Origin of the sequence: Pseudomonas sp. 2822-17 (assembly GCF_002742485.1) — a bacterium.
GTDB lineage: Bacteria > Pseudomonadota > Gammaproteobacteria > Pseudomonadales > Pseudomonadaceae > Aquipseudomonas > Aquipseudomonas cyclaminis.
The window spans coordinates 1-333 of the sequence record NZ_LJRZ01000198.1; the positions used below are offsets into that span (position 1 = coordinate 1).

At 34.2% G+C, this 333-nt stretch carries 1 protein-coding gene; it reads left to right on the forward strand.

Features of this window, described 5'->3' with window-relative positions; all coding sequences use genetic code 11:
* Positions 1–333 (forward strand): ATP-binding cassette domain-containing protein (locus AOA60_RS01590; RefSeq protein ID WP_143522341.1); only part of this gene is annotated, 333 nt, incomplete at both ends.

Below are 333 nucleotides of genomic sequence, written 5' to 3' on the forward strand. Positions count from 1 at the left end.
CTTTAAAAATGTAACAAAACAATATGAAGATGGAACGAAAGCTGTTAATAACGTGTCTTTCCATGTTAAGGAAGGAAGCCTTGTCACATTAATTGGACCAAGTGGGTGTGGAAAAACAACGACGATGAAAATGATTAACAAGCTCATTCCCATTACCTCAGGAACCATTTCAATTAATGGTAATGATATTGCAGCAGAAGATGAAGTAAACCTACGTAGAGATATAGGTTATGTAATTCAAAGAATAGGTCTCATGCCACACATGACAATTGAGGAGAATGTATCTTTAGTTCCTAAATTAAAAGGTTGGAAAAAAGAAGTCTATGAAAAGAA